26 protein-coding genes are annotated in these 24,771 nt (G+C 69.3%); 14 read left to right on the top strand and 12 right to left on the bottom strand.

What is annotated here, in order from left to right:
- The first annotated feature begins 96 nt into the window (after nucleotides 1-96).
- Nucleotides 97-483 (top strand): helix-turn-helix transcriptional regulator, encoded by a 387-nt coding sequence (locus ACFV2O_RS27230; protein ID WP_355075777.1) that lies wholly within the window; start codon nucleotides 97-99, stop codon nucleotides 481-483.
- On the opposite strand, the gene ACFV2O_RS27225 is transcribed toward ACFV2O_RS27230, so the two are convergent.
- The 4 genes from ACFV2O_RS27225 to ACFV2O_RS27210 all read right to left on the bottom strand — a co-directional run bounded on the left by ACFV2O_RS27225 (nucleotide 484) and on the right by ACFV2O_RS27210 (nucleotide 3,603).
- Nucleotides 484-1,077 carry a ClpP family protease gene (locus tag ACFV2O_RS27225; protein WP_379254179.1) on the bottom strand — a complete coding sequence of 198 codons (594 nt, stop codon included), beginning with the start codon at nucleotides 1,075-1,077 and terminating at the stop codon, nucleotides 484-486.
- A 145-nt stretch (nucleotides 1,078-1,222) separates the two neighbouring features.
- Nucleotides 1,223-1,828, bottom strand: a complete 606-nt coding sequence (locus ACFV2O_RS27220; RefSeq protein WP_379254177.1) for a ClpP family protease — start codon at nucleotides 1,826-1,828, stop codon at nucleotides 1,223-1,225.
- Nucleotides 1,829-1,891: 63 nt separating this feature from the next.
- A complete protein-coding gene (locus ACFV2O_RS27215) occupies nucleotides 1,892-2,734 on the bottom strand; it encodes an SDR family NAD(P)-dependent oxidoreductase (RefSeq protein ID WP_379254176.1) in 843 nt (280 codons plus the stop codon).
- A complete protein-coding gene (locus tag ACFV2O_RS27210) occupies nucleotides 2,731-3,603 on the bottom strand; it encodes an SDR family NAD(P)-dependent oxidoreductase (RefSeq protein WP_379254174.1) in 873 nt (290 codons plus the stop codon). The genes ACFV2O_RS27215 and ACFV2O_RS27210 overlap by 4 nt, the downstream gene beginning before the upstream one ends.
- Before the next feature lie 141 nt (nucleotides 3,604-3,744).
- On the opposite strand from ACFV2O_RS27210, the gene ACFV2O_RS27205 reads away from it, so the two are divergent.
- Nucleotides 3,745-4,281 (top strand): PadR family transcriptional regulator, encoded by a 537-nt coding sequence (locus ACFV2O_RS27205; RefSeq protein WP_379254173.1) that lies wholly within the window; start codon nucleotides 3,745-3,747, stop codon nucleotides 4,279-4,281.
- 87 nt (nucleotides 4,282-4,368) lie between these two features.
- Here ACFV2O_RS27205 and ACFV2O_RS27200 read toward each other — a convergent pair whose 3' ends face one another.
- Together ACFV2O_RS27200 and ACFV2O_RS27195 are read right to left on the bottom strand one after the other, a co-directional pair.
- Nucleotides 4,369-5,940, bottom strand: coding sequence for a hypothetical protein (locus ACFV2O_RS27200; protein WP_379254172.1), 1,572 nt, complete (start codon nucleotides 5,938-5,940; stop codon nucleotides 4,369-4,371).
- A gap of 406 nt (nucleotides 5,941-6,346) precedes the next feature.
- The gene (locus ACFV2O_RS27195; RefSeq protein WP_356967033.1) at nucleotides 6,347-6,958 is read right to left on the bottom strand and encodes a TetR/AcrR family transcriptional regulator; all 612 of its coding nucleotides are present in this window, start codon (nucleotides 6,956-6,958) and stop codon (nucleotides 6,347-6,349) included.
- Between the two features lie 90 nt (nucleotides 6,959-7,048).
- Between ACFV2O_RS27195 and ACFV2O_RS27190 the strand changes: the two genes are divergently transcribed.
- Together ACFV2O_RS27190 and ACFV2O_RS27185 are read left to right on the top strand one after the other, a co-directional pair.
- Nucleotides 7,049-8,257, top strand: a complete 1,209-nt coding sequence (locus ACFV2O_RS27190) for an acyl-CoA dehydrogenase family protein (protein ID WP_355075763.1) — start codon at nucleotides 7,049-7,051, stop codon at nucleotides 8,255-8,257.
- Nucleotides 8,254-9,309: a phosphotransferase family protein gene (locus ACFV2O_RS27185; protein ID WP_379254171.1), complete on the top strand. Its 1,056-nt coding sequence runs from the start codon at nucleotides 8,254-8,256 to the stop codon at nucleotides 9,307-9,309. Before ACFV2O_RS27190 ends, ACFV2O_RS27185 begins: the two co-directional genes overlap by 4 nt.
- A gap of 18 nt (nucleotides 9,310-9,327) precedes the next feature.
- Here ACFV2O_RS27185 and ACFV2O_RS27180 read toward each other — a convergent pair whose 3' ends face one another.
- Both ACFV2O_RS27180 and ACFV2O_RS27175 read right to left on the bottom strand, forming a co-directional pair.
- Nucleotides 9,328-10,602: a lipase family protein gene (locus ACFV2O_RS27180; protein WP_379254169.1), complete on the bottom strand. Its 1,275-nt coding sequence runs from the start codon at nucleotides 10,600-10,602 to the stop codon at nucleotides 9,328-9,330.
- Between the two features lie 110 nt (nucleotides 10,603-10,712).
- On the bottom strand, nucleotides 10,713-11,384 hold the full coding sequence (locus tag ACFV2O_RS27175) for a hypothetical protein (RefSeq protein ID WP_379254168.1): 672 nt from the start codon (nucleotides 11,382-11,384) through the stop codon (nucleotides 10,713-10,715).
- Nucleotides 11,385-11,744: 360 nt separating this feature from the next.
- Between ACFV2O_RS27175 and ACFV2O_RS27170 the strand changes: the two genes are divergently transcribed.
- Nucleotides 11,745-12,068 (top strand): YbjQ family protein, encoded by a 324-nt coding sequence (locus ACFV2O_RS27170; RefSeq protein WP_355075979.1) that lies wholly within the window; start codon nucleotides 11,745-11,747, stop codon nucleotides 12,066-12,068.
- A gap of 5 nt (nucleotides 12,069-12,073) precedes the next feature.
- On the opposite strand, the gene ACFV2O_RS27165 is transcribed toward ACFV2O_RS27170, so the two are convergent.
- The gene (locus ACFV2O_RS27165; protein WP_379254167.1) at nucleotides 12,074-12,883 is read right to left on the bottom strand and encodes an APH(3'') family aminoglycoside O-phosphotransferase; all 810 of its coding nucleotides are present in this window, start codon (nucleotides 12,881-12,883) and stop codon (nucleotides 12,074-12,076) included.
- Nucleotides 12,884-13,017: 134 nt separating this feature from the next.
- Here ACFV2O_RS27165 and ACFV2O_RS27160 point away from each other — a divergent pair, with 134 nt between their 5' ends.
- Both ACFV2O_RS27160 and ACFV2O_RS27155 read left to right on the top strand, forming a co-directional pair.
- Nucleotides 13,018-13,515 carry a MarR family winged helix-turn-helix transcriptional regulator gene (locus tag ACFV2O_RS27160; protein WP_379254166.1) on the top strand — a complete coding sequence of 166 codons (498 nt, stop codon included), beginning with the start codon at nucleotides 13,018-13,020 and terminating at the stop codon, nucleotides 13,513-13,515.
- Between the two features lie 9 nt (nucleotides 13,516-13,524).
- Nucleotides 13,525-16,092 carry an MFS transporter gene (locus tag ACFV2O_RS27155; RefSeq protein WP_379254165.1) on the top strand — a complete coding sequence of 856 codons (2,568 nt, stop codon included), beginning with the start codon at nucleotides 13,525-13,527 and terminating at the stop codon, nucleotides 16,090-16,092.
- Nucleotides 16,093-16,195: 103 nt separating this feature from the next.
- On the opposite strand, the gene ACFV2O_RS27150 is transcribed toward ACFV2O_RS27155, so the two are convergent.
- Nucleotides 16,196-17,215, bottom strand: a complete 1,020-nt coding sequence (locus ACFV2O_RS27150; protein ID WP_379254164.1) for a crotonase/enoyl-CoA hydratase family protein — start codon at nucleotides 17,213-17,215, stop codon at nucleotides 16,196-16,198.
- A gap of 108 nt (nucleotides 17,216-17,323) precedes the next feature.
- On the opposite strand from ACFV2O_RS27150, the gene ACFV2O_RS27145 reads away from it, so the two are divergent.
- Together ACFV2O_RS27145 and ACFV2O_RS27140 are read left to right on the top strand one after the other, a co-directional pair.
- A complete protein-coding gene (locus ACFV2O_RS27145) occupies nucleotides 17,324-17,923 on the top strand; it encodes a TetR/AcrR family transcriptional regulator (RefSeq protein WP_379254163.1) in 600 nt (199 codons plus the stop codon).
- A 221-nt stretch (nucleotides 17,924-18,144) separates the two neighbouring features.
- The gene (locus ACFV2O_RS27140) at nucleotides 18,145-19,047 is read left to right on the top strand and encodes a cutinase family protein (protein WP_379254162.1); all 903 of its coding nucleotides are present in this window, start codon (nucleotides 18,145-18,147) and stop codon (nucleotides 19,045-19,047) included.
- A 1-nt stretch (nucleotide 19,048) separates the two neighbouring features.
- On the opposite strand, the gene ACFV2O_RS27135 is transcribed toward ACFV2O_RS27140, so the two are convergent.
- Nucleotides 19,049-19,498, bottom strand: coding sequence for a MarR family transcriptional regulator (locus ACFV2O_RS27135; RefSeq protein WP_355075745.1), 450 nt, complete (start codon nucleotides 19,496-19,498; stop codon nucleotides 19,049-19,051).
- Nucleotides 19,499-19,590: 92 nt separating this feature from the next.
- Here ACFV2O_RS27135 and ACFV2O_RS27130 point away from each other — a divergent pair, with 92 nt between their 5' ends.
- Entirely contained in the window at nucleotides 19,591-20,376 is a 786-nt protein-coding gene (locus ACFV2O_RS27130; RefSeq protein WP_356967015.1) for a class III extradiol ring-cleavage dioxygenase, read from the top strand.
- 9 nt (nucleotides 20,377-20,385) lie between these two features.
- Here the strand turns inward: ACFV2O_RS27130 and ACFV2O_RS27125 are convergent, their stop codons facing one another.
- Complete coding sequence (locus ACFV2O_RS27125; protein ID WP_379254161.1) at nucleotides 20,386-20,754, bottom strand: Rv3235 family protein; 369 nt, start codon at nucleotides 20,752-20,754, stop codon at nucleotides 20,386-20,388.
- Nucleotides 20,755-21,100: 346 nt separating this feature from the next.
- Between ACFV2O_RS27125 and ACFV2O_RS27120 the strand changes: the two genes are divergently transcribed.
- The 4 genes from ACFV2O_RS27120 (at nucleotide 21,101) to ACFV2O_RS27105 (ending at nucleotide 24,766) form a co-directional block, all read left to right on the top strand.
- A complete protein-coding gene (locus ACFV2O_RS27120) occupies nucleotides 21,101-22,348 on the top strand; it encodes an alpha/beta hydrolase fold domain-containing protein (RefSeq protein ID WP_379254160.1) in 1,248 nt (415 codons plus the stop codon).
- A 102-nt stretch (nucleotides 22,349-22,450) separates the two neighbouring features.
- Nucleotides 22,451-23,545, top strand: coding sequence for an LLM class flavin-dependent oxidoreductase (locus ACFV2O_RS27115; RefSeq protein ID WP_379254159.1), 1,095 nt, complete (start codon nucleotides 22,451-22,453; stop codon nucleotides 23,543-23,545).
- Entirely contained in the window at nucleotides 23,542-24,147 is a 606-nt protein-coding gene (locus ACFV2O_RS27110; RefSeq protein WP_379254158.1) for an FMN reductase, read from the top strand. The genes ACFV2O_RS27115 and ACFV2O_RS27110 overlap by 4 nt, the downstream gene beginning before the upstream one ends.
- A gap of 70 nt (nucleotides 24,148-24,217) precedes the next feature.
- Nucleotides 24,218-24,766: a YceI family protein gene (locus ACFV2O_RS27105; RefSeq protein WP_379254157.1), complete on the top strand. Its 549-nt coding sequence runs from the start codon at nucleotides 24,218-24,220 to the stop codon at nucleotides 24,764-24,766.
- Nucleotides 24,767-24,771 lie beyond the last annotated feature (5 nt).

The raw sequence follows: 24,771 nt of genomic DNA, 5'->3' as shown, positions 1-24,771 counted from the left end.
CCGCGACGACCACGCCGAATTCGCGAAGACCCGCCGCTCGTCCGCCCTGAGCGTAATGCCGGGCACTCCGGCGGCCCGGAACCGTACGCTCTGCTCATGAGCGAGCACCCGAGACTGCACTCGATTCCCGGTGGACGCGATGACCGCACCCCTCAACCGGACTCGCGAACGCCGCCGGAACCCTTGTGGCGCGAGGTGCTCGGCGAACAGTTGCGCACCCTGCGGCAGGACCGCGGCGAGACGCTGGTCGAGACGGCCCGGCGGGCGGGCATCTCCCCGCAGTATCTGTCGGAGGTCGAGCGGGGACGCAAGGAGCCGTCGAGCGAGATGATCGCCGCCCTGGCCGGATCGCTCGCCACCACGCTGGGTGAGCTCACCGGCCAGGTGGCGGACGAACTACGCGCGCGCCGCCGCATCGCCCTCCTGCCGCGGTCGGCGCCGCGTTCCGGCACCGGGCCCACGCTCATGGCGCTGGCGGCCTGATCAGTCGCGCCGTCCCAGGACCTGGTCGACCAGGCCGTACTCGATCGCGGCCGACGCGGTGAAGACCCGGTCGCGGTCGGTGTCGTGCCGTAGTCGCTCCACCGACTGCCCGGTGTGCCGGGACAGGATCGACTCGATCTCGGCCCGCAGCCGCACCAGCTCGTCGGCCTGCAGGATCAGGTCGGGAATCGCGCCCTGTCCACGTGCGGCGGGTTGGTGCAGCACCACCCTGGCGTGCGGGAGCATGGCGCGACGGCCCGGCTCGCCGCCCGCCAGCAGCACCGCGCCGACCGCGATCGCCTGGCCGACGCAGGTGGTCTGGATGGGCGAACGAACGTGCTGCATGGTGTCGTACACGGCGAGCATGGAGGACAGATCGCCGCCCTCGCAGTTGATGTAGAGGTTGATCTCCTGCTCCGGGCTCTCCGATTCCAGGTGCAGCAGCTGAGCGATGAGCGCGTTGGCGACCCCGGAGTCGATCGGCGTGCCGAGGTAGACGATGCGCTCGGCGAGCAGGTGGGAGTAGATGTCGGTGATCCGCTCCCCGCCACGCGGATGCTGCGCGATCACATTCGGGATGGTGTAGGTGCTCACGCTGTGTCCTTTCCGGCATGATCGGGCCCCTCCGTGGTCACGCTGCGCTGCCGCCTCCGGGGCTGACCGATCATGCTGTGCCCGCTTCCGGCATGATCGGGCCCCTCCGTGGTCACGCTGCGCTGCCGCCTCCGGGGCTGACCGATCATGCCGAGATCCCGATTCGCTGGCGTTGCGGGACGATCTGCCCGAACGAGTCGACGATGTGGTCTATGAAGCCGTACTCCTTGGCCTGCGCGGCCGTGAACCACCGGTCGTGCAGCGAATCCTCGTAGATCCGATCGAACGGCTGGCCGGTGTCCTCGGCGATGATCCCGAGCACGGTGTCCACGGTGTAGCGCAGATCGTCGGCCTGGACCTCGACGTCGACGGCCGTGCCGCCGATGCCCGCCGATCCCTGGTGCATCAGCACCCGGGCGTGCGGCAGCGCGAAACGTTTACCCTTGGTGCCCGACGACAAGAGAAATTGTCCTGCGCTGCAAGCCAATCCGAGCGCGAGCGTGGCGACTTCGCACGGCACCAGCCGCATGACGTCGCGGATGGCGAGCATCGAGGGGACCGATCCGCCCGGCGAATGGATCCACAGTGAGATACCCGCCTCGGGATCCTCGGCGGCGAGCGTGAGCAGCTGGGTCATCAGCAGCGTCCCGTTGTCGTCGTCGAGCGCGCCGTCGAGCACGACGATGCGGCGACTGAGCAGTTGCTCGCGTGCCCGCCAGCTGAACATCGGAGTCTTGTCATCGTGAGCCATGGCTCCACGGTGCCGCACGCGTGGCGCCGGACCGTTCCCCCGCTGCCCTCGGCAGATCCGCTCTCAGCAGTCGAGCGAGGGATCCCGAACCGGGGCGGCGAACGGGCCACGCAGCCGTTCGGTCACCTCCCACAGCCGCAGCGCGGTATCCCGGTCGTAGGACGCGTCCGAGCTGCGCGTCTCGGTGAAGCGGTTGTAATAGGCCCCGTTCACCACATCCCGCGTCGTCGCCAGGTGGACGACCGGCGCGGCGCCTTGCCGCGCGGACAACGCCGTCAGGTGCAGCATCGCCACCCGCGCCCGTGGGAATTCCCGGCCGAGGTCGGTGCGCACGAAGCCGGGATGCAGTGCGGCCACAGTCAATTGCGGGTACCTGCGACGCAGTTCGTAGGTGAACAACAGGTTGGCCAACTTGGTACGGCTGTAGGTCACGAACGGGTCGAAGTTCCGCTCGCTGGGCAAGTCGTCGAAGTCGATGCGCACCGGGCCCGCGCGGAACATCGACTGCCGGTGGCCTTCGGAATTGACGTTGACCACCCGGCCGCCGCCGCGACACAACAACGGCAGCAGTCGTCCGGTCAAGGAGAACGGCGCGAGATGATGGACGGCGAGATTCAGCTCGATTCCCTCGCCGGTCACGCGACGTTCGGGCGTCATGACACCGGCGTTGTTGATCAAGATGTCCACGCCGTCGAACCGCTCGGCGACCTGCTCCGCGACGTGGTCGATACCCGTCGAGACCGCCAGATCCGCGCGCACGAACCGGCCACCGGTCTCGCGAGCCAGCCGCGCGCCTTTTTCCGCGTCGCGGCCGACCAGCACGAGGTCGTGGCCGTCCTTAGCCAGCCGCAGTGCCGCTTGCCGTCCCAGCCCGGACGTGGCTCCGGCGAACACGATCCGGCTCATCGCGCCGCTCCGGCCGCCACGTCGGATTTGCCCAAGCCCAATGCACCGGCGATCACCCGATCGCGCAGGCGGAAAGGCAGATACGCGAGCATCCGCAGCATGCGTGCGTCCGAACTCGCGACGTAGCAGTCTTTGGGCCGCCTGGCCTCGGCTGCCCGCACGATCGCGTCGACCACCGTGCCGACCGGCCGTGTCTTCTGTTCCGCCAGCGCCTTTTCGACGGCGGCCAATTGTGCGCGGTAGAGCTCGACACGGTCGGCGTCGGCCAGCAAGAGTGCTTCGCGCGCAGCCGATTCGGCCTTGGCGAAAATCGTCGTCTCGAGCGCGCCCGGCTCCACCACCGAGACCGGGATGGCCCAGGGCGCGAGCTCGACGCGTGCCGCGTGGGACAACGATTCGAGCGCGGCCTTGCTCGCCGAGATCGGTCCCAGGTACGGCATCGCGGTGCGAGCGCTCGCCGCGCTGATGTTGATCACCCGGCCGCCGCCAGCCCGCAACAGCGGAAGTGCGGCCACCAGGACCCGGTGCGGGCCGTAGACGTTGATGTCGAACTGCCGGTGCAGTTCCGCGTCGGGGACCAGCTCCAGCGGCCCCTGCACGATGACGCCCGCGTTGTTCACCAGCACCTGTAACCCGGCTGGGCCACGGTCGGCCGCGACCGCGTCGAGCGCATGGCGAACGCCCGCGCTGTCGGTCACATCGAGTTCCACCGGCACGACGTTCGCGTGCCCGAACCGGGGGGCGTTTCGCAGCGTCCGCACTCCGGCGTAGACGCGGTAGCCCCGCGCGGCGAATGCCTCGACGGTGGCCGAACCGATTCCGCCGCCCGCACCGGTGATCAGCACCGCCTTCGAACCCTGAGTCGTCATATCAGCCTCCATAAGTAAGCAACCACATGTTCCATGCAACATGTATAAAGCTACATGTCGGAACAGTCAAGACGGTGAACTACGGCAGAACGACAGAGGTACGCTCCAGCCGGGCCACCGATCACGGAATAGGGAGCGTCGATGTCACTGCGTCACGGGTTACTCGGACTTCTCGCCGACCAGCCCGGCAGCGGCTACGACCTGACGCGCCGATTCGAGGAGATGCTCGGCGCGATCTGGCCCGCCAAGCATCCCCAGATCTACGGGGAGCTGACCAGGCTCGCGGAAGAAGGACTGGTCGAGGCGGCGGCGGAGGGCCCGCGCCGGCGCAAGGAGTACCGCATCACCGACGACGGCGTCGCCGAGTTGCGCCGCTGGCTGGTGCACGTCGATGTGGACCACACCATCCGTCTGGAACCGGTCCTGCGCTCGTTGTTCTTCTGGCTGTTGAACTCCGACGAACTGGAGGCGCACCTCACCAGGGAAGCCCGGTTCTACCGGGAGAAGGCGGAAATCTACCGCGAGTACGCGAACGCCAAAGACCGCGGGGACTTCGGCGACTCCCCGCAGACCCGCTCGATGCGTGTCACGGTCGAAGCCGCGGTCCGACTGTACGACGCACTCGCAGAGTGGGCGGAGTGGGCGAAGACAGCGCCTTTGTCCGAGCCGGAATCCTAACGATCCCAGCGCATTCCGACCGGAAGACGCCGATGCCCGCCGGGCGCGTGATGCGCCGGCGGGCATCCTTACCGGAGGGCGTAATCGCTAGGACTCGCGACCCGCGGTGGAGGCGGAACGCTGCCTGCTGGTGCGGGCGCGGCGGCGTTCGGCCTGCAGTTCGGCGAGTTCCTGCTCGAGGATGTCGGCGACGCGGAACGAACCGGTGTCGTAGATGTCCGGCGGGCGAGCCGTCGGCGCTTGCGCGACATCGGGCGCGGGGCTGTCCTTGCCGTTCTTCGGTTCCGGCGTCGAGCTGTCGCTCTTGCTGTCCGCCAGCGGTTGCCGGGTGACGGCCGGGATCTCGGCCGTCGAGACCTCCGCCTCGGCCACCGGCGTACGCGGCTTGGCCGGCGGCGTCTGCCGGACGACCACCTTCGCCGCGGCGGAGTCTTCGGCGGGCACGCGCGCGGCCGGCCGGGACTCGGCCTTCGCGGCCGATACCGGTGCGGGCTCGTTCGCAGCGAGCTTCTTCCCGTTGGCGGCGGGCGCACCGCCATTGGTGACGATGACGTCGGTGTCCTTGACCTGCACCGGCGACGTGGGGCGCGCGTCGAAAGCCGCCATCGCGTCGAGATCTTCGATGGACTCGGGCAGCACGGGCTTGCGCGGCGCCTCGACCGGAGGCCGCTTCTTCTCGGCCTTCACCGTGGCCACGAGCTCCTCGTCGGAGACCTCCGGCAGGAACTGGATTTCGGCGACCTCGACCACGTCCTGCTCGACGACCTCCTCCGGGGGCGCCGCGACAACAGGAGGCGGTTCGTAGTGCCTCTGTTCGGGTGGAGCGCTCGGCGCCTCGGGCGCGACCGGCGCGCGGTATCTGGGCAGCGTGAGCCGGATCTGCTCGGCCGGGTCGGGCAGGTCACGGACCTGCTCGGTGGCCCTGGCGATGGCGAGGCCGTAGCGAGCGCTCGCGGCGTCGTGGATGAGCAGCGCGACACCGATCATCACCGGCGCGATGGCGTGCACGGCCGCGTCGTACCAGGCGCCCGCGCGCAAGTAGGGATAGGTGTTGAGGCTGACGGTCAGCGCCAGCAGGGCGACTTCGGCCGTCGCGACCTGGCGGCGGTTGTCGATCACACCCCATTCGGCGACCTTGTTCGTGCCGATCATGATGATGATCAGGCAGACGCTGATCATGCCTTCGAGCAGGTAGCTGAACCAGTAGAGCGGATCGGTCGCGCCGCCGGGAGCGATGTTGTGCTGGACGTTGACCGCCGACCACAACATGCCCGCCGCGACGACACCCGCCAGCGCGCGCAGCGACCAGGACCGATGCCGATACAGCGAGGCCAGCTTCGCGTGCGGGCTGGATTCGCGTCGCTGCGCGGCAATCGCCTTGCGGGCGAGCAGGAGATCTCGCATGTCGGCCTTCTCGATCGCTTCGGTGGTCTGCCTGGCGCGGTCGGATGCCGCGGCGGCAGCCTGCGCCTCTTTCCAGCGCTGTCCGCGCTCCTGGGTGCGGATCCGTTCGGCGAGCTCACGTTCGGCATACAGTTCGTCCTCCGACAGCGCCTCGGTGAGCGCGGGATCGAACTGGTAGGCGAGCCGTCCACGGGCCTTCTCGACCCGCCTCGCCAGCTGTGTAACCTCGTCCTCGATGGGATGTTCGATGACCATCAGCGCTCCCCGCACGGGAGACGCGATGGCAGACAAGTGATCACGTATGGCAACGGCACGTTTCATTCATAGTCGATCCACCGCTACCGGCGAAACTGTTCATTTGCCATCTCGCAAAACTATTCGGCGTGCCGCGGACGACACACGCTGTGCGACGTGATTTCCCGGCGGTCGCAGGCACTTCCTTCCCCGCGCGCCAGACCATTGATCGCTCTATGCTGAACTGGCGCGCTTTCCCTTCGCGGCGGCGCGTGCGCTCCCGCAGCGCGTTCGGATACGCCGGTGCCGTCGAGATTCGCCCCTCGGCGGCACCGGGCCGACCGCGTTCCGCCATTTACGTGCACCGAGTATTTCGCGCGGCCATTCCGGCCCGCCGAATCGCGGAGACCTTCTCGCACCGGGCGGCTCACTCCGCGGGCGGATCCGCCCGGCATTCGGCGTCCACCGAGTCGAGCACCCGCGACAACGTGTCGAACAGCAACGAGTCCAGCCGGTCCTGGTCGACGTCGTCGCGGGACAACCACTGCACCGTCAGGTCCTCGGCCATCGCCCACCACGAACGCACCACCAGGCGCTCGGCGGTCGACCGCGCGGGCCTGCCGAGCGCGGCGAACACCCGATCGGTCAGTTCGTCGTGCATCCGCTCCATGATCGATTCGAGGACCGGGTCCTGCCCGGCGGCGCGCAGCAGCCCCACCAGCGGTCCGCTGCGCTTGCGCATGTAGCTCACGAAGTTCGCGATCATCGACGCGAGCGGGTCCGCGGCGTCGGGGTCCGGGCCGGTGGCGCGCAGGAATCGCTGCGACGCGGCGCGGACGAGTTGCGCGTAATAGTCCTGCTTGGTCGGGAAGTAATGGAACAGCAGCCCGCGCGAGATGCCCGCCTGCTGCGCGACCGCGTCGACGGTGATCCGGTGCCAGGGCCGGTCGATCAGCATGCCCAGGCCGATTCCGATCAGCTGCCTGCGCCGGTCGTCCGCCGAGCGCCGGCCGCCCGGCTCCACGGCGACCTCGGTCATCCACCCTCCTCTATTGAGCAATGCTCAACAATATGCTACCAATGACCTGACCGGAAGTTGAGCAATGCTCAGCAGACCTCGAGGATGGGTATGGACTTCACGCATTCCGATCGAGCCGTCCGCCTCACCGATCAGGTGCGGCAGTTCGTGCGCGACGAGATCGAGCCGCGCGACGAGGAGCACGCCGCCGCCCTGCGGGAATCGCCATGGGCGGTTCCGCCGGTGGTCGAGGAGCTCAAGAAGAAGGCGCGGGATGCGGGTCTGTGGAACCTCTTCCTGCCCGATCCGGAACTCGGCGCGGGCCTGAGCAACGTCGACTACGCCCCGATGGCGGAGGCGATGGGCAGTTCCGGGTGGGCGCCGGAAGTGTTCAACTGCAACGCACCCGACACCGGCAACGCCGAGGTCCTGCTGCACTACGGCAGCATCGAGCAGCGGCAGCAGTGGCTGCGACCGCTGCTGGACGGCACGATCCGCTCGGCGTTCTGCATGACCGAACCCGAGGTGGCCTCCTCCGACGCGACCAATATGGCCGCGACCGCCGTGGTGGACGGTGAGGAGATCGTGCTCAACGGCCGCAAATGGTGGAGCACCGGCATCGGCCACCCGAACTGCAAGTTCGTCATCTTCATGGGCCTCACCGACCCGGAGGCGCACCCCTACCAGCGGCATTCGATGGTGCTGGTTCCGCTGGACACCCCGGGCGTGCGGGTCGAACGGATGCTCACCACCTTCGGCTACCTGGACGAGCCCTTCGGCCACGGCGAGGTCACTTTCACCGACGTGCGGCTGCCGCTGGACGCCGTGATCGCCGGGCCAGGACGTGGCTTCGAGATCGCGCAGGGCCGTCTCGGTCCCGGCCGCATCCACCACTGCATGCGCGCCATCGGCCTAGCCGAGCGCGCGCTCGAACTGGGCTGCCGCCGCGCCCTGTCGCGCACCGCGTTCGGCAAGCCGCTGGCCAACCTCGGCGGGAACCGCGAGCGCATCGCCAACGCGCGCGTCGCGATCGATCAGGCGCGGTTGCTGGTCCTGCACACCGCCTGGCTGCTGGACACCAAGGGCTTGGCCGGCGCGCGCAGCGAGGTCTCCCAGATCAAAGCGGTCGTGCCGAGGATGACCCAAGAGGTGCTGGACATGGCGATCCAATTGCACGGCGGGGCGGGACTTTCCGATGACTTCCCGCTGGCGCGCGCGTTCGCCGGCATTCGTTCGCTGCGCTTCGCCGACGGCCCCGACGAGGTGCACCTCGGCGTGATCGCCCGGCAGGAGCTGCGTAAATACGGGACCGACCGGTGAGCGCTCCGGAGGCCACCGCCGTCCGCGCGGAGGACGCCTTCGACGTCGCCGCCCTGCACACCTGGCTCGCCGAGCGGGTTCCCGGTCTGAGCGAGCCGCCCGAGGTGCGCCAATTCTCCGGCGGCGCGTCCAATCTGACGTATCTGCTGCGCTACCCGGATCGTGACCTGATCCTGCGCCGTCCGCCGAGCGGAACGAAGGCGGCTTCCGCGCACGACATGGGCCGTGAGTTCCTGGTGCAGGAGCGGCTGCGTCCGCACTATCGCTACGTGCCGCGGATGGTGGCCCGGTGCGCCGATCCGGACGTGATCGGCAGCGATTTCTACGTGATGGAGCGGGTGGCGGGGACGATTCTGCGCGGCGATCTGCCGGAGGGCACCAGCCTGTCCCCCGATCAGGCGAAGCGGTTGTCCACCACGGCTTTCGACTGCCTGATCGAATTGCACCAGGTCGACCCCGAGGCGGCCGGTCTCACCGGAATCGGCAAAGGCGCGGGCTATGTCGGCCGCCAAGTCGCGGGGTGGTCGCGGCGCTTCGTGAACGCGCGCACCGACAATGTCAGCGATTTCGCCGCGGTGATGGCCTGGCTCGATGCCAACCAGCCCGCGGACGTCGCCACCACCGTCATCCACAACGACTTCCGGCTCGACAATCTGGTGCTGGATCCGTCGGGCTCCGGCGCGATCGTCGGTGTGCTCGATTGGGAAATGGCGACGCTGGGCGACCCGCTGATGGATCTCGGTGGCGCGCTGGCCTATTGGGTGCAGGCGGACGACGACGAGGTCATGCGGGCCTCCCGCCGCCAGCCGAGTCACCTGCCCGGCATGCTGACCCGCGCGCAGATCGTCGAACACTATTGCGCGCGCACCGGCCGTTCCGCCGAGAACTGGCCGTTCTACGAGGTCTTCGGGCTGTTCCGCCTGGCCGTCATCGCCCAGCAGATCTACTACCGCTACCACCACGGCCAGACCACGAACCCGGCGTTCAAGGATTTCTGGAAGATGATCAACTACCTGGATTTCCGCTGCCGGAAGGTCGCGGGCCTCGAGTAACGCGTCACGCGAACTCCGTCATCGACCGAGCGCGATGGACCCCATATCCGTGACGGCGCAGCCGTTGGCGACCGGTATCCCGGCGAATCGGTCGCGCAGCCAAGCGACCACGCTCTGCTCGGCAAGGGTGTTGAGGGTCAGATGTTCGCTCGCGTGGTCACGGATGTAGGTGACGCGAGCGGCGGGGTCGCGGCAGTAGGCGGCGGCGAGTGCGTCGGCGGGACCGATCGGGACGAGCCAGTCCGCGGTCGCGTGGTAGAGGAAGACCGGTGCGTCGGGCACCGACTTGCCCATTCTGGTGCGGTCGAAGACCGCGCGCAGCACCGGCGTGTGCAGTAGACCGCCCTGGACCAGGCTGTCGATGTCGAGGAACGGTTCCGTCGCGGCCTGATACAGCACGCAGCCGCTGTCCTTCGCGTCGAGCAAGAGCCGTCCCGGCGGCGTCGCGTTCGCCCGCAGGTAGGCGTCCAATTCCGGTTCCTCGCGCGCCAGGCCGATGATGGCGGCCGCGACCAGGCCCGCGCCCGGGCCCTTGTTCGCCGCCAGCGACAACGCCTCGAGGTCGACGTCGGTACCGCCGGAGACGACGCCGACCAGGTTCACCTCCGGCGCGTAGGAGCTGCGCGACTCGGCGCCGTGCAACGTGGGGACCGAACCTCCGGAATAGCCCCACATCGCCACCTCGGTATCCGGTCCAGGCAGTCCCAGCGGACCGAACCGCTCCGCGGCGCGGATGCCGTCCAGGGCGATCCGCGCGGCCAGCGGGCCGTGGGCGAACGCCGAGTTCGGCCCTTGATGATCCGGCACCACGACCGTCCACCCCTGCGCCAACAGCGCCGCAGCGCTGCGCAACGGGTCGATCTGCCCGTCCAGCAGACCGGCCCCCATCGACCGGCGCACGGTATAGGACGGCGCGCAGAACAGTCCGGTGGAATCCTCGGCGGCGTGCAGCGACACCAGCTTCCCGTTCGCCGCGGGCGGTTTCAGCAGCGTCGCGACGGCGGCGATGGGCTGGTCGGCGCTGTTGTTCGACCGGTAGGAGATCTGCCATGCCTCGGCATCCAGCGCCCCGGGCGCCTGGTTCGCGATGGTGACCGGTCGCGCGGCGAGGATTCCGCCGGGCCGCTGGGCGCCGACCAGCTCGGCGGTCGGCCGATAGAAGGGGTCCTGCTCCGGCGGCGCCGGATCCGCCACCGCCGGGAGTTGCGGCTCCGCCTGCGACGGCGGGCCCGGTATCGCCAGCAGCACCGAAAGAGCGGTTCCGACAACCGCGCACCACCGTGCGAACACCACCGACGACCTCCCCTCGGAATCGATCGCTTATGCACCGCATTTCGCGCCGATCGACCGCCCCGGCAGTGGCATCGTAACGAAAGTCCCCGCGCTCGAACGGGAGATCGGACTCAGTTCGGTGCGGTGATCTTGGCGATGGTGGATCCGCCGTCGGCGGTGACCACGGTGACGAACTGCCGGTAGGTGCGGCTCGTGGCGTCGGGGCGCAACTCGGTGATGACCACGTCGTAGCGTCCGTCGAGCATGGGGGTGATCATGACGCAGTGCTGCGTTCCGGTGGGGACGGAGGCGATGCCCGCATCGATCACGGCGACCGGCGGCACCACGGCGTCGGGCGCCGTCAACGATCGCGCTACCGCTCCGGACCGGGTCGCGTAGTAGGCGTGCTGGAAGGCGAGGATCACGTCCGGTCCCGAGGCCGTGGAGCCGGTCCCGTTGCCGCGCACCAACTGTGCGCCTCGGGTCGGCTCACAGCCGGGACCGCCGCCGAGCACCGGGTCCGCTACCGTGGCCGATTGCCGGGGAGCCGACGCCGCGTCGGTGTAGACCAGGACCAGCGCGGCCGCGGCGAGCGAGGCGGCCAGCCCGGCACCGCCGACCAGCCACGCGCGCCGAGCGCCGCGCCGGGCACGGCGTCGATCGCGGTGGGTCCGATGCCGGTCGCGTTCCCGGCGCGGCGGCTCGTTGGCGGAGATCATCCCGGGCCACGTGGGCACGCGTTCGGCCCCGACCTGGCCCGGGCGGGCGCGTCGGCCGCCGGGCTCGGACGTGTTCGACGACATGATCTCGCCGCACCCCCTTTTACCGATGCCTATTCGGCCACCGTGGGTTCCCTCTCAATGCCGTTGCGCAATAACAACATTGCATATCTCTTCGGATTCTGTCGGTCGAATGCTCAACAGGCAAGGACGAACTCCGCCACGACAGCCCCGGAACACGCGAAACCGGCCGATCGGGACCGGGCGGTCGGTGCGATTCCGGGCCTCCGGGCGATCTCGCCGCGGACGGAAGCGACGCGGCCGCCCTGCCGCCGTAGCATCCCGCACATGAGCCAGCCGATGCCGCCGCCCTATCCGCAACATCCCGCGCACCAGCCGCCGCAGCCGTATCCTCCGCCCCCGCCGCCGGGACCGCAGTTCCCCATCCTGGTCTCGACCATGAACGACGTTCCCGGACAGGAGATCGCCCGGGTGTTCGGCGAGGTCGCCGGGCTGACCGTGCGCAGCCGCAGCTTCGGCTCGAACTTCAGCGCCGGTTTCCGCTCGCTGGGCGGCGGGGAGATCCCCGAGTACACCCAGCTGCTCTACCAGTCGCGGCACGAGGCGATCATGCGGATGTGTCAGCACGCCATGTCGTTCGGCGCGAACGCGGTCATCGCCATGCGCTTCGACTGCAACGAGATCGCCGGGACGATGAGCGAGGTGGCGGCGTACGGCACCGCCGTGCTGCTCAAACCCTCCGCGTGATCGAGCTAACCCCAGGTCAGCGGGTCCAGATGGAGGAAGAAGCGCTGACGATCGGCGTCCAGCTCGATGCCGTAGCGGGCGGCGAATGTCCGGTCGGCCTGTTCGGCGCGCCGCTCGTCTTGCCATGACTCCCGGGAATTGGCGAGCAGCAGGGCGATATCGGCGTAGGGGTCGGCGATGCCGAGACGCCCGAGGTCGACGAAACCGGCCACCGTGTGCGTTTCCGGATCGAGGATGATGTTGGGCAGGCACAGATCGCCGTGGCACACCACGGCTTCGGCGAACTCCTGGGTCATCCTCGGCTCCAGCTCACCGGCCAGCCTGGTGAGCAGGACGGTGGGCGGAGTGCCCTGTTGTTCCACGGGGAGGAACTCGGTGTGCACCGCACCCCGGACCACCACGTCCTGGGCCATCGCGAACATCCGCGCCAGGCCACGATCGAACGGGCACTGCTCGGTGGGCACCTCGTGCAGGCGCCGCACCGTGTCCGCGATGGATTCCCAAGCGCGGCCGAGCGTCTCGCCGGACACCGCGTCCGCGGGCACGCCCGGCACCGCGCTGGTCACCAAGCAGGCGCCATCGTCGCCGGCCCGCCAGTCCAGCACTCGAGGGCCGGGGATATCGTGGCCGTCGAGCCAGACGATCTTGTCCCGCTCCAGCGCGAGGTCCGCGACCCCACCGGGATCGACCCACTTGGCGTAGCGGGAGCCGTCGGCGGACCGGAACACCTCGGCGCCGGACTCCCCGCTGCCGACCGGCGCCCATCGGCAATCGGACGGCAAGGCGGCACGGAAGCGGACAAGCGACTCGGACACGCCATCGACGGTAGCAACGGAACCGGCGCGTGACCCACCTCGCAGACCTCCGGCAACCCGGATGTATAGTTGCTTAAAGCAACTAGTTGTGGTTGCCAATCAATGTGCTGGTGGGGAACATCGAGGTGAGTGTCATGTCCGCAACCGCTCGCGAGCGCCGGATCACGGCGGCCGAACTCGCGGCCGCCGACGAACTCGGTCAGCGGCTGGTCCGGTTCATGCGCGCGGTCAACCGGGCGAAATGGCAGCCAGTCCGGCCGGGTCCGGACGGACTGGAGCGACTCGCCTACGCCGTGCTGTTCTCCCTCGTGCACGAGGGACCGCAGCGCGCGGGCAGGCTCGCCGAAGTGCTGCACGCCGAGCCATCCACCATCAGCAGACAGAGCAGACAACTCGTGGCACACGGCCTGGTCGAGCGCCGGGCCGACCCGGTCGACGGCCGGGCGTGCGTGCTGGCGGCCACCGCGGAAGGCGTTCGCGTCTTCGAGGAGAATCGCGCCCAGCGCAACCGGTGGCTGGCCGACATCCTGGCCGACTGGCCCGCACCGGACCGCGACACCTTGACCGCGCTGCTCGACCGGCTCACCGCAGGAATAGAGACCACCACCCGACACCCAGCCGATCCGAAATAGGGCTCATTCATGACGACTTCCACCACCCGGGCTCCGCGGAACCCGGCCGCAGGCGCGGACACGTCACTGTCGCACCGGCAGATCCTGACCATCCTGTCCGGGCTGCTGCTCGGCATGTTCCTGGCCGCGCTCGACCAGAACATCGTCAGCGTCGCGATCGTCAAGATCGCCAACAGCCTGCACGGTTTCGACGAACAGGCCTGGGCGACCACCGCTTACCTGATCACCGCCACGATCACCACGCCGCTGTACGGCAAATTGGCCGACATCTACGGCCGTAAGCCGTTCTACCTCACGGCGATCAGCCTGTTCGTCATCGGTTCGGTGGCGTGCACCTTCGCCACCTCGATGTACCAGCTCGCCGCGTTCCGCGCGTTCCAGGGCCTGGGCGCGGGCGGCCTGATGTCGCTGGCGTTCACCATCATCGGCGACATCGTCCCGGCGCGCGAACGAGTGCGTTACCAGGGCTATTTCATGATGGTCTTCGGCACGGCCACGGTGCTGGGCCCGGTGCTCGGCGGCTTCTTCTCCGACTACGAACAGCTCGGCGGCATCGAGGGCTGGCGGTGGGTGTTCCTGGTGAACGTCCCGGTCGGCGTGCTCGCCCTGCTCGTGGTCGCCAAGGTGCTCAACGTGCCGCACCAGCGCCAGCATCACCGGATCGACTGGTTCGGCGCGCTGACGCTGACCATCTGCGTGGTGCCGCTGCTGATCGTCGCCGAACAAGGCAGGCACTGGGGATGGTCCTCGCACCGCTCGCTGCTCTGCTACGGCATCGGCGCGGCGGGTCTGGTGCTGTTCCTCCTGGTCGAGTTCTTCATGAAGGACTCCGCGCTGATCCCGTTGCGGCTGTTCAAGAATTCGACCTTCAGCGTCACCATCGCGGGCGGATTCATCGTCGGCGTCGCGATGTTCGGCGCGATCACCATGGTTCCGCAGTACTTCCAGGTCGTGCGCGGCTACTCGCCGACCAAGGCCGGTCTGCTGATGCTGCCCTTGGTGCTCGGCATCATGATCGGCTCGCAGACCGCGGGACGGATCACCAAGAGCACGGGCCGCTACAAGATCCTGCCGGTGACGGGCACGTTCATCGTCGCGGTCGGCGCGGTCCTGTACGCGCAGGTGCACTACGACAGCCCGCTGTGGCAGCCGCTGGCCATCGGCGGACTGATCGGGCTCGGGCTCGGCTGTTGTATGCAGACGCTGATCATCGCCGCGCAGAACGCCGGTCCGCGCTCCGACATGGGTGTTTCCACCGCGTCGGCCACCTTCTTCCGGCAGATGGGCGGCACGCTCGGCGTCGCGGTGTTCCTGACCATTCTGTTCAATCTGCTGCCGCACCGGATCACCGACGCGTTCGGCGGCGCGCTGCCACCCGGGTTCGGGACCGAGCAGCTCAGCGGCATGCAGTCCAATACCAGCGGCATCGCGGCGCTGCCCGACGCGCTGAAGGTGCCGATCCTCACCGGCTTCACCAACTCCATGCACGGGGTGTTCTACGCGGCGGGCGCGGTCGCGCTGCTGGCCTGCGTGGTGCTGATGTTCATGAAAGAGATCCCGCTCCAGGACACTCCGGCGCCCGCCGCGCAGACGCCGGTCGAGCAGACCGAGGCCGCCGAGTCGCACTGGGACGCGGATCAGGTCTGGGAGGGCGCCGCGCAGGCGCTGTCGGAGCCGGAACCGGTGCTCGCCGCGGCCGCGGGCGGCTACGCCTCGGGCGAACCGGCGGCCAACGGCGCGTACCTGCGCGAGCCGAGGGCGAATTTCGACGGCGCCGAGCACGAAGGCCGTTCGCTCAACGGCTACGTCCATCGCGAGGACGGCAGGCCGGTGCCCGCCGCCGCACTCACGCTGATCGACCATCAGGGGCGGCAGGCCGCGCGGACGAACGGCGGCGCGGACGGCAGTTACCTCGTCGGCGTGCCCGACGCGGGCAACTACGTGCTGATCGTGTCGGCCGCGGGACATCAGCCCGCCGCGGTCAACGTGACCGTCGCAGACCGGCCGCAGCAATTCGACATCACCTTGCTCGGCTCCGGCGAGGTGTCCGGCGTGGTCCGGTCCAGCACCCTGGGCGAGCCGCTGCCGGGCGCGACCATCACGCTGACCGATCTGGACGGCGAGGTCGTCGGATCCGCGACCGCCGAGGGCGACGGCGGCTACGTTTGCCACGGCGTGGTGCCCGGCACGTACACCGTCGTGGCGGTCGCCGAGCACATGCGTCCCAGCGCGACCGCGCTGACCGTGCCGGACAGCGGATTGCTGCACCACGACATCGTTCTCACGCCGATGGCGGTGCTGGCCGGGTCGGCGTGGGCGGACGGCGGCCGGGCGGTCGCGGACGTGCAGATCAGCGTGCTCGACGCGGCGGGCGTGCTGACCGCGACGACGCGCACCGACGAGAACGGCCGCTATGTCGTCGCGGATCTCGCCGAAGGCGACTACACGGTCGTCGCCCGGGGCTATCCCGCGGTGACCAGCCGGATCACGGTGAGCGGCGGCGAGGTCGCCCACGACGTGCGGCTGGGCTACGACCTCGAGGACGAGGCGACCGGGAAGGTCCCGCCCGTCCGCTGACGGATTTTCCGGCGTACGGAGGAGGGGCGGTGGTCACCGGACCACCGCCCCTCGCCGTTCGCGCCGGTGGATTCGGCCGATTCTCACTCGGCTCAGAAGCGAATCATCCCTCCGGCCGGTCGCGTTTGTGGTCGCCGAACGGTTCGTCGCGTTCCCGGACCGCCGTGCGGAAACCGGCGGTGGCAGCGCGGGTTTGGAAGGCGTAACCCTCCGTGGTGTGCCGGGAGATCCCGTCGAAGACGGTGCTGATCATGCCGGAGTTCGCCACACCCTGGGCGTACAGCGCCGAGTTCAGCGCCAGTTTGGCCATCATCAGTTGGTTGATCGGCATGCGCGCGATCCGCGCGACGAATTCCTCGGTGCGCGCGTCGAGTTCGTCGGCCGGCCAGGATTCGATCGCCAGACCCCATTCGACCGCTTGCCTGCCCGTAAGGCAGTCGCCGGTGAACAGCAGACGCTTGGCGCGCTGGTCGCCGAGGCGATGCGCCCACATGCCCGCCGCCGGGACACCCCAGACCCGGGTGGGCGGGTAGCCGATCTTGGTGTCGTCGGCGCAGATGATCTGATCGGCGAACAGGGCGATGTCGCTGCCGCCCGCCACGGCGAAGCCGTGCAGTTTGGCCACGGTCGGCTTGTTCGCGTGCATCAGGCTGGCGAAACCGCGGTTGAACCGACTCATCATCGCGTAGTCGATCATCGGGTCCCAGGTCCGCGCCGGATCGTGATTGCGGCCCTGCACCACCGGGTCGACGACCGTCCCCGCCGCGTCGCCGGGACCGCCTGCCACCGCGAAACTCTGCTCGGCGAACATGCTCAGGTCGTATCCGCCGCAGAATCCCTTGCCGCGCCCGGACAACAGGATCACGTGCACCCGCGGGTCCAGATCCGCGCGTTCCACCGCGTGCGCCAGGTCGTTCGGTGTGTCGGGCGTGATCGCGTTGCCCTTCTCCGGCCGGTTGAAGGTGATGCGCGCGATGCGGCCGTCCCGCTCGTAAGTCAGCGTCCGGTACTCGCCTGCGTCGTCCGGGCCCGGGCGTCCGGCCCACGGTGAGTCCGGCTGCTCGGTCCACCCGCGATACCACGCGCCCGAGTCGCCATCGGCCCTGATGTCACTGTCGGTCATCGCTTTCCCTTCGACGCTGGTCCCGAACCCGTCTCCGCAGTCTGGCGCAAACGCCGATTGACAGTCAACATTGACTGTGAAAATGTCGCGCCGACGGAGGGAGCCGGAATGGCCGGACTACGCGAGGAGCGGAAACGGGCGACCCGCGCCCGCATCCTCGACGCCGCCGCCGACCTGCTGGCCGAACAGGGCTACCGGGCACTGTCCACCCTCTCCGTTCAGCGTGCCGCGCAGGTCAGCCGCGGAGCGCTGCTGCATCACTTCCCGACCCTCGGCGCGTTGATCACCGACCTGGTCGGCCATCTGGTCGCGCGCAACGAAGCGGCGGTCCGAGAGATCGCGGCCGGACTCGGCGACGGAGCCGATCCCGTGCTGCGCGCCTTGACCGCCCTCTACGAATCGATGGCGCGACCGGCGGCGCAAGCCGAGTTCGAACTGTGGACGGCCGCGCGGACCGATCCGGCGCTTGCCGAGGCGTTGCGCGTGGCCGAACGAGAAGCCGGGCGCGACTTGCGGCGCGTGGTGGACGCGCTGTTCGGCCCGAGCCTCGTCGCCCACCCCGGCTATCCGGCCGTCCGCGATCTCACCATCGCGATCCTGCGCGGCACCGCGATGTCCCGTCCGCTGCGCACTTCGGAGCGCGCCGCCACGGCAACCATCGACCGATGGGCACAGGCCATCGCAGTTCTGCTCGCACCGGGCATTTAGCAATCAGAGAGCGTCGAGGCGACCGAACTCGCTGTGATACGCGTCACTTGCGCTCCGGATTGTGCCGTCTCACACACTCTCGCTATCCTGGCTGCACTTTGAGACCACCGAGTCTCAATGCAGCCTTCGACGGGGCCGGGTTCGACCACCGCGCGGCGCCCGGCGAAGGCCTTTCCTGCCGGGGAGCGCCTGCGGCGCCTGTACTACCAGGAGCAAACGCCATGCGATCGAAGTGGATCTCGGCGGCCATCGGTTTCACGGCGATGGCGCTGTCGTGCGTAGGGCCGGGCAGCGGGCCCGCCGTCGCCGAGCCCGAGTGCCCGAGCATGTACGTGGTGGCCATCCCGGGCACCTGGGAAACCACCACCGATGGCGAGCGCCCCGGCCCCGGGATGCTGGCCGGAGTCACCAACGGCCTGCCGTCCTCGGTGCGGGTCGACTACGTCAGCTACGCCGCGACCGCCTTCCCTTGGGAGACCGAGGTTTACGGCGCGTCCAAACGCGAGGCCGTCGACAACGCGCGCAGCATGATCGGAGCGATGGCCAGGGCGTGCGGCGCGACCAAGATCGCATTGCTCGGCTACAGCCAGGGCGCGGACGCCGCGGGCGATCTGGCCGCCGAGATCGGCACCGGGATCGGCGTCGTGCCGCCGTACCGGATCGCGGCGGTCGGACTCATCTCCGATCCGCGCCGCTCCCCCACCGACGCGCTGGTCGGTCCGCCGGTGGGCGGCGCGGGCGCGGGCGGTCCCCGCATCGGCGGCTTCGGCTTCGTCAGCCCGCAGACCCGCACCATCTGCGCGGTCGGCGATCTCTACTGCACCACGGCGTCGGACGATTTCGTGACCCGGTTCGCCGGCTTCCTGGCCCAGACCTCCCATCCCGACCCGGCCAATCTCTGGCGCTACCAGATGGAAATGGGCGCCATCGTCGGCGATCTGATGTCCAACGGCGGAATCCCGTTGCTGCAGAGCCAGTTGTCGGAGTCGGCGAACCAGGAACGGGCCCGGTTGCTGGACCAGTTCTACCGCTCCGAGGCGCACACCGCCTACGGCAGCTACCGCGTCGGCGGCGGCGCGACCGCGCTGTCGTGGATGCACGACTGGCTGGCGTCGCTGGCCTGAGTCAGGGCGCGAGCCGCCGCGCGACCTCGCCCAGGCCCTCCGCGACGGCGCTCTGCTGAGCGGCGCTGAGCACGTCGACGAGGACGCGGCGGACGGTCGCGACATGGTCCGGCGCGATCTGCGCCAGCCGTTCCCGGCCCGCGCCGGTGAGCACGGCGATGACCCCGCGCACGTCGGTCGGGCAGGCCTCGCGCACCAGCAGTCCGGCCTTCTCCAATTGCGTCACCTGGTAGGTCAGCCCGCTTTTGGAGGTGTAGAGCGCGTCCGCGAGTTCGGTCATCCGCAGGCGGCCCTCCGGCGCGTCCGCGAGCCGCACGAGCACCTCGTACTGTGTGTGCGACAGCCCTTCCCGCTTGAGCTGCCGTTCCACCTCACGGCCCACCAGCGCGCCCGCCGCGAGGAAGCTGTGCCACACCTGCATCTCGCGCGCGTTCAGCCACCTGGTCTCCACAGCTCCACCCTAACCGTATTGTTCAAATTTGAACAATCAGCTAGAGTTGAGTTCGAATTCGAACTACCTGCGGCCGAGCGAGGAGGAGCGCCATGACCAGCGTGAACACCGGAAGAATGCCGGTGCTCTATCTCTCCCACGGCGCTCCGCCACTGGCCGATCACGCGAGCTGGCCCACCGAGCTGGCGGCGTGGTCGGGCGCATTGCCGCGCCCTCGGGCGATCCTGATCGTCTCCGCGCACTGGGAGGCCGCGCCGATCGCGCTCGGCGCCACCGAGACGGTGCCGCTGGTCTACGACTTCTGGGGCTTCCCCGAGCGGTACTACCAGGTGCGCTATCCCGCGCCGGGCGCGCCGGAGCTGGCCGAGAAGGTGCGAAACCTGTTGCGCGGACCCGGCGTCGCCGTGGCCGACGTCCCGGAGCGCGGGCTCGACCACGGCGCCTACGTGCCGCTGAAGGAGATGTACCCGGACGCCGACGTCCCGGTGTTGCAACTGTCCATGCCGACGCTGGACCCTGGGGCGCTGCTGGACATCGGACGGAAGCTGGCGCCCCTGCGCGACGACGGCGTGCTGATCGTCGGCAGCGGTTTCTTCACCCACAACCTGCGTGCCCTGACGGCCGACGACGAACACGTGCACTCCTTCACCGCCGAATTCGACGAGTGGGGCCGCGACGCGCTGGCCGCACACGACCTGGACGCACTGCTCGATTTCGAGCGGAAAGCTCCCGCCGCGCGCCTGGCCCACCCCCGCGCCGAGCACTTCGCACCGCTGTTCGTCGCACTCGGCGCGGGCGAAGACGACCTCGGCGCGCTGCGCACCGTCATCGACGGCTACTGGTTCGGCATGGCGCGCCGATCCGTCCAGCTCGGCTGACGCACCACGTCATCGGATGCGCAGCGCCGTCAGCCGCCAGCCCGCCGAGCGCGTCCGGACGATCCTCGCCGCCACGGCGAAACGTCGACCGCCGCGGGCATATGCGGCGAAGACCTCGGCGGTCCTGGCATCCACCAGCGCCACGCTCACCCGAATCGGCATCGCGACGCCGAGTGCGTGACCGGGCACCAGACCGGCGTCGAGCAATGTGCGCACCGCGGCGACGACCGTGGCGTCGGCGACGGCGGCCAGTTGCGGTACGGGTCTCCTACGGTCGAGTACCTCGAGGACGATGCGCACCGCCGACTCGGCGAACCGGCGTGCCGCCGAGCGGGTTTCGTCCCCCGCCTGCGCGGCGGACGCATGACTGCGCCGCACCGCGCTACGGATCCCGGCACTCGACCGGCCGGACACGGCGCGCGGCCGCGTGCGGCACGGTAGCACCCGAGCGGGCGCAGGATCGCGAACTTCGGCGTGCCCGCGGCTGTCCAAGGGCGGCTCCGGATTCGGAGCAGGCGCCAACCAATCGTGATAACCAGCCATGCAAATCCCTTCGAAACCCCGATGTCGAAACCCTGTGGCGACCGATTCTGCGGACGAGACACGGGAAAACGCGCGTAGTCGGCTACCCGATTCCGCCCCGACTCACCAGCACCCGCATCCGGCACGCACGAAGACCGACCTAGGTTGGAGGGCAGCCCCGACCCGGAAACGGAGACCTTGGATGACAGACGAGCCAGGAGCGGATGTGACCGTGCCCGGAGAATCCGCGACCCCGCGTCGCCTGGCCCGCCTCGCGCTGCTGGTATCCGCCGGAGTCCTCGCCGTGTATCTCGCGCTCGGCCAATTGATCGCGATCCTGCCGGTTTCCTGGATGATGCCGCTGCTGGGCAACGCGATCGTGCAGTCGGCGGTGCTCTTGCTCGGCTCGGTCCGTGACGCGCTCGGCTCGTGGAACATGGTGCTGGCGGTGGCCGCGACCGGGCTCGCGCTCACCGCGCTTCGCTCCGGCGACCGGGGACGGCGCCCGGCGGCCGCGGTGACCGGCGTGGCCGTCGTCGGCCTGGTGCTGTCCGTCGTCACGAGCGCGACGCTGGTGTTCGCGGCGCACGACGCGGCGGGCGTCTGGGTTCCGTTCGCCCCGGCCGTCCCGTTCAGCACGGTCGGTGACGCGCCGGACGAGACCGTCACCTACGCGACCGTCGACGGGCAGCCGATCCAGGCGGATCTGTATCTGCCCGCCCCGGGACCGGCCCCGGCCCCACTGGTGGTGAGCATCCACGGCGGCGCGTTCGTCGCGGGCAGCCGCGGCACCGACGCCTACACGACCTGGCTGGCCGACAACGGATACGCCGTCCTCGACGTCGACTACCGCCTCTCCGGCGCGACCGAGCACCGCTGGGACACCGCGGACGCCGACGTCGCCTGCGCGCTGACCTGGGCCGCCGCGAACGCGCAGCGGTACAACTGGGACCTGCGGCGGATCGCCACGTTCGGTGAGTCCGCGGGCGGCAATCTGGCCGTCAACGTCGCGAACAAGATCAACGCGAACGCCTTGCGGCCCAGCTGTGGCAGCGCGGAGGAGCTGCCCGAGGTGCGCGCCGCGGTCGCGCTGTACCCGGCGGTCGATCTCACCGCTTCCGGCACCGAGACCGCGCTCGGCGTCGACGCGGCCCGGCAGTATCTCGGCGGTACGCCCGAGCAGTATCCCGAGCGCTACACCGCGACGAGCTCCGCTCCGCACGTCAGCGCAGCCTCCCCACCCACCCTGTTGATCCAGGGGTCCAGCGATCACCTGGTGCGCGCCGAGCACACCGCGGCCTACGCCGCCGCGCTCGAGACCGCGGGCGTCCCGCAGCGCTACGTCGAGCTGCCCTACGTGGAACACGCCTTCGGCACCACCGAACTCGACACGGGCGCGCGGGTCACCCGCGAACTCACCAGGACCTGGCTGGCGGAATACCTGCCGTAACCGGCGTCACACCGCCGCGCGGGGAATACTCGGGCACCCCACCCGGTTCCTTTGGTTGCCATATCCACCAAATTGAGTCAGACTGAGAACGAAGGAGGCGTCGTGCAGTTCGGAATCTTCACGGTCGGTGATGTAACGACCGACCCCACGACCGGCCGGACGCCGAGTGAGCACGAACGCATCACCGCCATGGTGACGATCGCGCGCAAGGCCGAGGAGGTCGGTCTGGACGTGTTCGCCACCGGCGAGCACCACAACCGGCCGTTCGTGCCGTCGTCGCCGACGACGATGCTCGGCTACATCGCGGCGCGGACCGAGCGGCTCCAGCTCTCCACCGCGACGACCCTGATCACCACGAACGATCCGGTGAAGATCGCCGAGGACTTCGCGATGTTGCAGCACTTGGCCGAGGGGCGCGTCGACCTCATGCTCGGCCGCGGCAACACCGGCCCGGTCTACCCGTGGTTCGGCAAGGACATCCGCGACGGCATCCCGCTGGCCATCGAGAACTACCACCTGCTGCATCGGCTCTGGCGCGAAGACGTGGTCGACTGGGAAGGCAAATTCCGGACGCCGTTGCAGTCGTTCACCTCCACACCGCGCCCGCTGGACGACGTTCCGCCGTTCGTCTGGCACGGCTCGATCCGCAGCCCCGAGATCGCCGAGCAGGCGGCCTACTACGGCGACGGCTTCTTCGCCAACAACATCTTCTGGCCGAAGGAGCACTTCCAGCGACTGATCCGGCTGTACCGGCAGCGCTACGAGCACTACGGCCACGGCTCCGCCGACCAGGCGATCGTCGGCCTGGGCGGACAGGTGTTCATGCGCAAGAACTCCCAGGACGCGGTGCGCGAGTTCCGCCCCTACTTCGACAACGCGCCGGTGTACGGACACGGCCCGTCGCTGGAGGAATTCACCGAGCAGACCCCGCTCACCGTGGGCAGCCCGCAGCAGGTCATCGACAAGACGCTCACCTTCCGCGAAACGTTCGGCGACTACCAGCGCCAACTGTTCCTGATGGACCACGCGGGCCTTCCGCTGAAGACCGTGCTCGAGCAGCTGGACCTGCTCGGCGAGGAAGTGGTGCCGGTGCTGCGCAAAGAGTTCGCGGCCCTGCGCCCGGCGCACGTGCCGGACGCCCCGACGCACGCGAGCCTGGTCGCCGCCCGCGACGCTGCCGTTGAGGCGACCCGATGACCCGCATCGCCGTCGTCTCCGCGGGCCTGTCGCAGCCCTCGTCGACCCGGCTGCTCGCCGACCGGCTCACCGCGGCCACCGCGGCGGCGCTGTCCGCGTCCGGCGCGGATGCGACCGTCGACGTGGTCGAGGTGCGCGAGCACGCGCGGGATCTGGCCGACAACCTGCTGACCGGATTCGCGCCGACCGGGTTGCGCGCGACGCTCGACACCGTGGCAGGCGCCGACGGCCTGATCGCCGTCACGCCGATCTTCAACGCCTCCTACAGCGGCCTGTTCAAGACGTTCTTCGACGTACTGGAACCGGACGCGCTGGCAGGGATGCCGGTGCTGCTCGGCGCGACCGGCGGCTCGGCGCGCCACTCCCTCGCGTTGGAACACGCGCTGCGACCGATGTTCAGCTACCTGCACGCGGTGGTCGCGCCCACCGCGGTGTACGCGGCGTCGGAAGACTGGGCGTCCGCGGCGACCGAGGGGTTGAGCTCTCGGATCGACCGCGCCGCAGCGGAATTCGCCGCCGCGCTGACCAACACGCCGCGAGCGCGTGCCGCCGATCCGTACGACGACCCGGTACCGTTCGCACAGCTGCTCGGCACTCACTGATCTTCCCCCGACCGATCCCACCCCAATTCACAGCCAACTAGTTCAAATCTCAACTATCAAGGAGAACGCCATGTCGACCGGAACCACCAACGCTCTCACCGCGGGCACCTGGGCCATCGACCCCGCCCACTCCACGCTCGGCTTCTCGGTGCGCCACCTGATGGTCAGCAAGGTGCGCGGCCGCTTCACCGACTTCTCCGGCAAGCTGGTGATCGGCGAGGACGGCAGCGCCTCGGCCGAGGCCGAGATCCGGGTCGACTCGGTCACCACCGACAACGAACAGCGCGACGCCCACCTGCGCACCGCGGACTTCTTCCAGGCCGAGCAGTTCCCGGTGGCCACGTTCAAGTCCACCGGTTTCCGGGTGAAGGGTGACGATTTCGTGGTGGACGGCGAATTCAGCATTCGCGGCGTCACCAAGCCGGTATCGCTCGAGGTGGAGTTCCTCGGCGTCAACCCCGGCATGGGTCAGGGTCCGGTCGCGGGCTTCGAGGCCAAGACCGTGATCAACCGCCGCGACTTCGGCATCACCATCGACATGCCGCTGCCCGACGGCGGCGCGGTGATCGGCGACAAGATCACGCTCACCCTGGAGGTCGAGGTCGGCCTGCAGGCCTGAGCCGC

Origin of the sequence: Nocardia sp. NPDC059691 (genome assembly GCF_042733915.1) — a bacterium.
Classification (GTDB): domain Bacteria; phylum Actinomycetota; class Actinomycetes; order Mycobacteriales; family Mycobacteriaceae; genus Nocardia; species Nocardia sichangensis.
The sequence above is the reverse complement of the archived record's forward strand: the minus strand, read 5'-3'. Positions and strand labels throughout refer to the sequence as shown.